Source organism: Mesorhizobium sp. B2-7-1 (genome assembly GCF_006440735.1).
GTDB lineage: Bacteria > Pseudomonadota > Alphaproteobacteria > Rhizobiales > Rhizobiaceae > Mesorhizobium.
Genome location: NZ_VFUA01000183.1, coordinates 1 through 6,380, shown reverse-complemented (window position 1 = coordinate 6,380; position 6,380 = coordinate 1). Strand labels below are relative to the sequence as shown.

Below are 6,380 nucleotides of genomic sequence, written 5' to 3'. Positions count from 1 at the left end.
ACCGGCAAGCTCAACGCTTCCGTGGTAGCGGTGGACCTCAAGCCGCTGATCGAGGTCGGCGTTGAACGGCAGGGTCGATTTCTGGCTGAACGGCGTCGTCGGCCATCCGCCCTTGGCGGAGGCGAAGGACTGATCGCCGAACAGCGAGACCGCCAGCGGGTCGAGGTCTAGCTCGTCGAGCGCCAGCGCTCCGGCAAGATGCGGCAGCCCGTCCTTGGCGTCGATGTTGACGTCGCCGGAGACCGCCGCCTTGTTGATCGAACCGTTGAGACCGCTCAGCACCAGGAGCCCATTGCCGAAATCGGCATCGGCCGAAAGCGACGTCGACGTCCCGGTTCCCATGCCGGGCAGGCCTACCCCCGTCGTCATCAGCCACGGCTCGATATCGGCGGCATCGAGATTGACCTTGCCTTTGGCGGTGGCGCCTTGCGCCGCCGCGGCGACGGTGCCGTCGAAGCTCGCCTTGAAGTCATCTGCCGTCAGGTTGAAGCTGGTCGCGAGACCGCCGGCGAGCGAGCCCTTCGCCGAGACGTCGGTGTTGGCGTGGCCGAGCATGCCGAGCGGCAGCGCCGGCAGGCCGTAAAGAGCAAGCAGCGTGGTGGCATTCTCGTTGCGGGCGTTGAAGGTGATCGACACCGGTGCCTCGGAGAGCTTGTCCGCGGCTCCCTTGCCGGAAAGCGAGGCCGAGAAGGCCGAGCCGCCGGCCTTGCCCTGGGCTGAGAGCGCCAGGCCCGTGGTGCCGTCGCCATTGTCGGCGGCGCTGGTCAAAAGGTCGATGCGCGCGTCCTGGAACAGTTCGGGATAGGCCGCCGCGCGGCTGGCCAGGCCCTTGAGCACGCCACTGTCGGGATAGTGCTGGGCCGCGACATCGATCAGCGGCTTGAGGTCCACCGCTACCACGGAAGCGTTGAGCTTGCCGGTCGGGCTCTGCGGAAAATCCTTGACCCGGCCCGTGGCGCTGATCGAGGCGCCGGCCAGGCCGCCGATCGAAAGTCGGTCGATCTCGAGCAGGCCCTCGCGCAGCCGCAGCGCCGTGTCGACGGTGTCGGCGCTCAAGCCGCCGGCGCTGACCGGACCCGCCTTGATCTGGAAATCGAGGTCGCGATCGGAAAAGCGGTTGGCGCCCTTGTCGCTGATGAAGATCGAGGCGAAGGCCGCTAGCCCGTCCAGGTCCATTTCGCCGCCTGTCAGCCGCATCAGCACCGATGGCCTGGCGCCGTCCGGCTGGCTGGAATCGATGCTGCCCGAAAATTTCGCCTTGCCGAGGATGAGTTCGAGATCGCTGAAGGACTGCCGGTTCTCGCTGAGATCGACCTTGGCCTTGAAGCCTGCCGCGGGCAGCCGGCGGATGGCCTCGTCGACATCCTTCGACAGCCAGGCGGCAAAGCCGGAAGGCTGTCCGACGGCCAGCAGCAACGAACCGGTGAAGCCGAAATGGTCCTCGACGCTGAGCATGCCGTCGGCTTCGAGCGTCGTGCGGCCAGGCAGCGTCGCGGCAAGCGACTTCACCGACCAGCCGCCTTCGACCGGCTCGGCCGACAGCCGCACGTCGCGCACCGTCGTGTCGCCCGCCACCACCGCCGGCAGCCTTACCTCGACCGTGCCCGGTATCGTCGGCTTCGGCATGTGCTGCAGCGTCTGCTCGAATGCCGCCATGCGCTGGTCGAGCGTGAAGCCGGCGCCGGCGGCCGCGCCGACGGCCTCGTCGAATTGCACCTGCGCGCCGCTCGCCTCGACCGCAAAATGCGGCTTCAGGCCGAGATCGACCGATGCCTTGCCGTCGGCGGTATAAGGATTGTCGAGCGGTCCGGTCTCGAAGCGGAACTCATCGACATTGAGCTTCTGGTGGTCAAGCGCGAACTTGCCGTTCAGCCGGAAGCCCGGGTCGGGCTTGCCGGTGCTGATCTTGACCGGCTCGCCACCATTGCCGCGCAGCTCGGCCGAGTTCTTGTCCGCACCGGAAATCTTGAACTGGCCGGAATAGACGGCCGCACCCTTGACGATGCCGGCATTGCCGTCGGTTTCGATGATCAGCGGATAGGCATCCGGATCCGCTTTCAGCCTGAGCCGCATCTGACCGTCGGCCTCGAGCTTGCCGGTGGAAGCCGACACTTCCGCGCGCATGCCATCGAAGCGCAACGTGCCGTCCATGCGCCAGGGTCCGATGAGCGCCTTGGCTGAAATCGTCGAGTTGATCTCGGAGATCACGTGACGGCGTCCGCCAGCGGCATGGCGCAGTTCGATCTGCCCTTCAGTCACGGTCAGCTTCTCGATGGCGATCTGACCCGGATCGAATGGCGTCGACGGCCGGATCGCCCAATCGACCTTGCCGTCGCCGGCGACGTCTATGGTCGCCTTGGGGCGCACCAGCCGCATGTCGAAGATCAGCACCTCGCCGCGCAGGAAGGGCGCGAGCTCCGCGTCCATGGAGAAAGTCTCGACCGTCATCGCCGGCTGACCTTCTGGCCCGCCCGCGACCTCGACATTCGAGAAGGTCACCGAGGGAAACGGCAGCAGCCGCGCCGTCGCATCGCCCTTCACCGTCACCTTGCGGCCAAGGATAGCGCTCGCCTCGCGCTCGAAATCGCTCCGGTAGCCCGTCCAGTCGATGAAATACGGCACCACCAGCGCCGCGCACAGCACCAGCACGAACAGGCCACCGAAGATCACGAACAGGCGGGCGAGCATCTGTTTCCCGGGTTGAAAGTCAGCCGCACTCTACCTGCATCCGCGTGTCGATAAAGAGGCAATTCCACCATCGACGGCTTGTGATTGCCGAGCAGCGTCCGCTGTTGCGCGACCGCAAGCGGTCGCGATATCTTTTTCCGGACCATCCCGCCCCAACGGCCATGTCCTGGCCGTCTCATCTGAACCCAGCACGGAGCATTCCCGATGTCAGGCAAGAACTGGGATAGAGTGCCCATCGACGCACAGAGCGTCGACGCTCCTCTATCGATGGCCGCGATTTTCCTGGTGGTGACGGTCGGCAGCGACAAGGCCGCGTTGTCGAAGGTCGCTTCGGTGCTGGGCGAGCTTGACGACCTCGTCAAGAATGTCGGCTTCCGCGACCTATCGGGCCGCCTGTCCTGCATTGCCGGCATTGGCGCCGGGCTCTGGAACCGTCTGTCGCCCAACCGGCGGCCGCGCGAGTTGAAACCCTTCGCGCCGATCGAGGGAGCGGCGCATTCGGCGCCCTCGACACCGGGCGATCTGCTCTTCCACATCCGCGCCGAGCGGCCCGATATGTGCTTCGAATTCGAGCGCATTTTGCTGGACGGCCTGGGCGACGGCGTGACCGTCGTCGACGAAGTTTCGGGCTTTCGCTATTTCGACGCGCGCGACCTTTTGGGCTTTGTCGACGGCACCGCCAACCCGACCGGCCTCGACCTGCCTGCTTCCGCCTTGGTCGGCGACGAGGACGGCGACTTCGCCGGCGGCAGCTATGTCGTCGTGCAGAAATACCTGCACGACATGGCCGCCTGGGGAAAAACGCCGACTCATGTCCAGGAAGAAATCATCGGCCGCACCAAGATCGACAACATCGAGATCGATGACGACGACAAGCCGCGCAAGTCGCACAAGTCGCTGGCCACGATCGAGGACGACGCCGGTAACGAATACGACATCCTGCGCGACAACATGCCGTTCGGCCGTCCGGGGCAGAACGAGTTCGGCACCTATTTCATCGGCTACACGCGCTATCTGTGGGTGATCGAGAAGATGCTGCAGCGCATGTATGTCGGCGAGCCGCCCGGCGCCTATGACCGGCTGCTCGACTTCTCCACCCCGCACACCGGCACGACCTTCTTCGCGCCGACACGGCCCATGCTGCAGAAGCTGGTCGAGGGGGCGGCGGAATAGATTTGGGCGGCGGGCTATCCCGCCGCCGGCAAAATCTTGCCCGGGTTCATGATGTTCAGCGGATCGAGCGCCTGCTTGATCGTGCGCATGACATCGACGCCATGGCCGAGCTCGTGGCGCAGGAAGCCGACCTTGCCCTGGCCGATGCCGTGCTCGCCGGTGCAGGTGCCCTCCATGGCAATGGCGCGCATGTTGAGCCGGGCGACGAATTTCTCGGCGAGCGCGATCTCGGCCGGATTATCGACATCCATCAGCACCAGCACGTGGAAATTGCCGTCGCCGGCATGGCCGACGATCGGTGCTACCAGTCCCATTTCCGCGATGTCGGCTTCGGTCTCGGTGACGCATTCGGCAAGCCTGGAGATCGGCACGCAGACGTCGGTCGACAGCCCCTTGGCGCCCGGGCGCAGCGTTAGCGACGACCAATAGGCATCGTGCCGCGCTTTCCAGAGCTTTGTTCGCTCCTCGGCGACACTGGTCCACAGGAATGGTCCGCCGCCATTCTCCTCGGCGATCATGCCGAACGTCTCGGCCTGTTCGGCGACTCCGGCGTCGCTGCCGTGGAACTCGACGAACAGGCACGGGCTCTCCGGATAGTCGAGCTTGGAATAGTTCTTCATCGCCCTCATCTGCAGCGCGTTGACCAGTTCGATGCGCGCCACCGGAATGCCCATCTGGATGGTCGCGATCACGGTGTTGCAGGCCGCCTCCAGGCTCGGAAACGGGCAGACGCCGCCGGAGATCGCCTGCGGAATGCCCTGCAGCCTCAGCGTCAGCGAGGTGATGATGCCGAGCGTGCCTTCCGAACCGACCAGAAGCCGCGTCAGGTCGTAGCCGGCCGAGCTTTTCTTCGCCCGCTTGCCCGTAGTCACCGTCTCGCCGTCGGCCATGACGGCGGTCAGCGACAGCACGTTTTCGCGCATCGTGCCGTAGCGCACTGCATTGGTTCCAGAGGCGCGCGTCGCCGCCATGCCGCCGAGCGAGGCGTTGGCGCCCGGATCGATCGGAAAGAACAGGCCGGTGTCGCGCAGGTGCCTGTTGAGGTCCTCGCGCGTCACCCCGGGCTCGACGGTGCAGTCGAGATCCTGCGGATTGACGGCGAGGATCCGGTTCATGCGCGAGGTGTCGATGGAGATGCCGCCGCCCGGCGCGTTGGTGTGGCCCTCGAGCGAGGAGCCGACGCCGAAGGCGATGACCGGCACGCGGTGGGCGGCGCAGGCGCGCACGATCTCCTGCACATCCGCGCTCGTCTCGACGAAGGCGACGCCGTCCGGCGCCTGGGTCGGGATATAGGTGGTGGTGTGCGCGTGCTGGCCGCGTATCGCCTCGCCGGTCTGGAAGCGCTCGCCGAAGCGCTGCTTGAGGATGCCGAGCACCGTGGCGATGCCTTCCTCGTTTCGTTCGACCGGGTTGAGGTCGCTCAAAGCCATGAATTCCTCCGCGAATGGACCAGCGGCCACCCTTGTTATGCAGCTATGGATGATGCCTAAAGCAATTCGAGGACAAGTGCCAAGCGGTTAGGCTCGGCGACTTTGCGCCAGAACAACGAGAATCTTAGCAGCCACGCCCTGTCCAGCGACGATCAAGGAAAACCAATGACGATCCCTGCCCCCATCATTTCCCGCCCATTGGCGATCGAGAAGGACTGGATCGACTATAACGGCCATCTCAACATGGCCTATTACAACGTGCTGTTCGACCGCGGCACCGACGAAGCGTTCACAATGATGGGAGTGGACGCAAACTATACCAGGGAGCGCCACCTCAGCGTCTACACCGCGGAAGTCCATGTCTGCTACGTGCGCGAGCTGCATCTCCACGACACGGTCATGGTCTCATTCCAGCTCATCGATCATGATGACAAGCGGTTGAGAACCTATCAGGAAATCCGCCATGTCGACGGCTGGCTCGCCGCCACGTCCGAAACGCTGTCGCTGCATGTCGACATGGACGGACCGAAGGTCGCTCCCTTCCCTGCCGATGTGATGGCCAAGTTGGAAGCCGTGCGCGCCACCCATGCGGCGCTGCCGACGCCGGAGCGCGCCGGCCGCTCGATCGGCATCAAGCGCAAGAGCGCTTGAAGCACCCGAACGCCCGCGTTAACCTTACCAAGGTTTTAACGTGAACAAGTCGGTTGAGTCCGTTGAACGACTCACTGGCGCGTTCGAAAACCGCCCCGGGTTTGCGCGCGGGCGGCTGGCGGAATGCGGTGCGAGGACAGTGCATGAAAACCGACATCAAGGTCGAAGTGGAACGGTTGGCGGCCGATCCACGCATTACCGACTATGATTTCTGGCGATCGCTGAAGAACGTCAACAACGAGATCTTCCACATCGCCAACAACAACGAACCTATCCCGTTCGACATGATCCGCTGGCGCGCGATTCTGAAGCAGGCGCGCATGAAGCGCGGCCACGCCTGACCTTCCTGTTCCTGCGCAATTCCGAACCGCGCGGCGCTTTCCGGGATTGCTCTATCGGCCCGTTACTTCTGCTTGAAGCCACCCAGCGGCGAGCGCG

At 64.7% G+C, this 6,380-nt stretch carries 5 protein-coding genes; 3 read left to right on the top strand and 2 right to left on the bottom strand.

Annotated elements, in window-relative coordinates; translation table 11 throughout:
* On the bottom strand, positions 1-2,688 hold a 2,688-nt coding region (locus FJ471_RS33870), incomplete at its 3' end, for an AsmA family protein (RefSeq protein ID WP_140810837.1).
* Between the two features lie 204 nt (positions 2,689-2,892).
* On the opposite strand from FJ471_RS33870, the gene FJ471_RS33865 reads away from it, so the two are divergent.
* The gene (locus tag FJ471_RS33865) at positions 2,893-3,861 is read left to right on the top strand and encodes a Dyp-type peroxidase (protein WP_140810828.1); all 969 of its coding nucleotides are present in this window, start codon (positions 2,893-2,895) and stop codon (positions 3,859-3,861) included.
* 14 nt (positions 3,862-3,875) lie between these two features.
* On the opposite strand, the gene FJ471_RS33860 is transcribed toward FJ471_RS33865, so the two are convergent.
* Positions 3,876-5,291: an FAD-linked oxidase C-terminal domain-containing protein gene (locus FJ471_RS33860; protein WP_140810820.1), complete on the bottom strand. Its 1,416-nt coding sequence runs from the start codon at positions 5,289-5,291 to the stop codon at positions 3,876-3,878.
* Between the two features lie 165 nt (positions 5,292-5,456).
* On the opposite strand from FJ471_RS33860, the gene FJ471_RS33855 reads away from it, so the two are divergent.
* Together FJ471_RS33855 and FJ471_RS33850 are read left to right on the top strand one after the other, a co-directional pair.
* Positions 5,457-5,942 (top strand): thioesterase family protein, encoded by a 486-nt coding sequence (locus tag FJ471_RS33855; RefSeq protein ID WP_140810817.1) that lies wholly within the window; start codon positions 5,457-5,459, stop codon positions 5,940-5,942.
* 143 nt (positions 5,943-6,085) lie between these two features.
* Positions 6,086-6,283, top strand: coding sequence for a hypothetical protein (locus FJ471_RS33850; protein WP_027168755.1), 198 nt, complete (start codon positions 6,086-6,088; stop codon positions 6,281-6,283).
* Positions 6,284-6,380: the final 97 nt, after the last annotated feature.

Excerpts from the sequence above, each read along its gene's own strand:
- FJ471_RS33865 (WP_140810828.1), top strand. The coding sequence starts at position 2,893 with ATGTCAGGCAAGAACTGGGATAGAGTGCCCATCGACGCACAGAGCGTC.
- FJ471_RS33860 (WP_140810820.1), bottom strand. The coding sequence starts at position 5,291 with ATGGCTTTGAGCGACCTCAACCCGGTCGAACGAAACGAGGAAGGCATC.
- FJ471_RS33855 (WP_140810817.1), top strand. The coding sequence starts at position 5,457 with ATGACGATCCCTGCCCCCATCATTTCCCGCCCATTGGCGATCGAGAAG.
- FJ471_RS33850 (WP_027168755.1), top strand. The coding sequence starts at position 6,086 with ATGAAAACCGACATCAAGGTCGAAGTGGAACGGTTGGCGGCCGATCCA.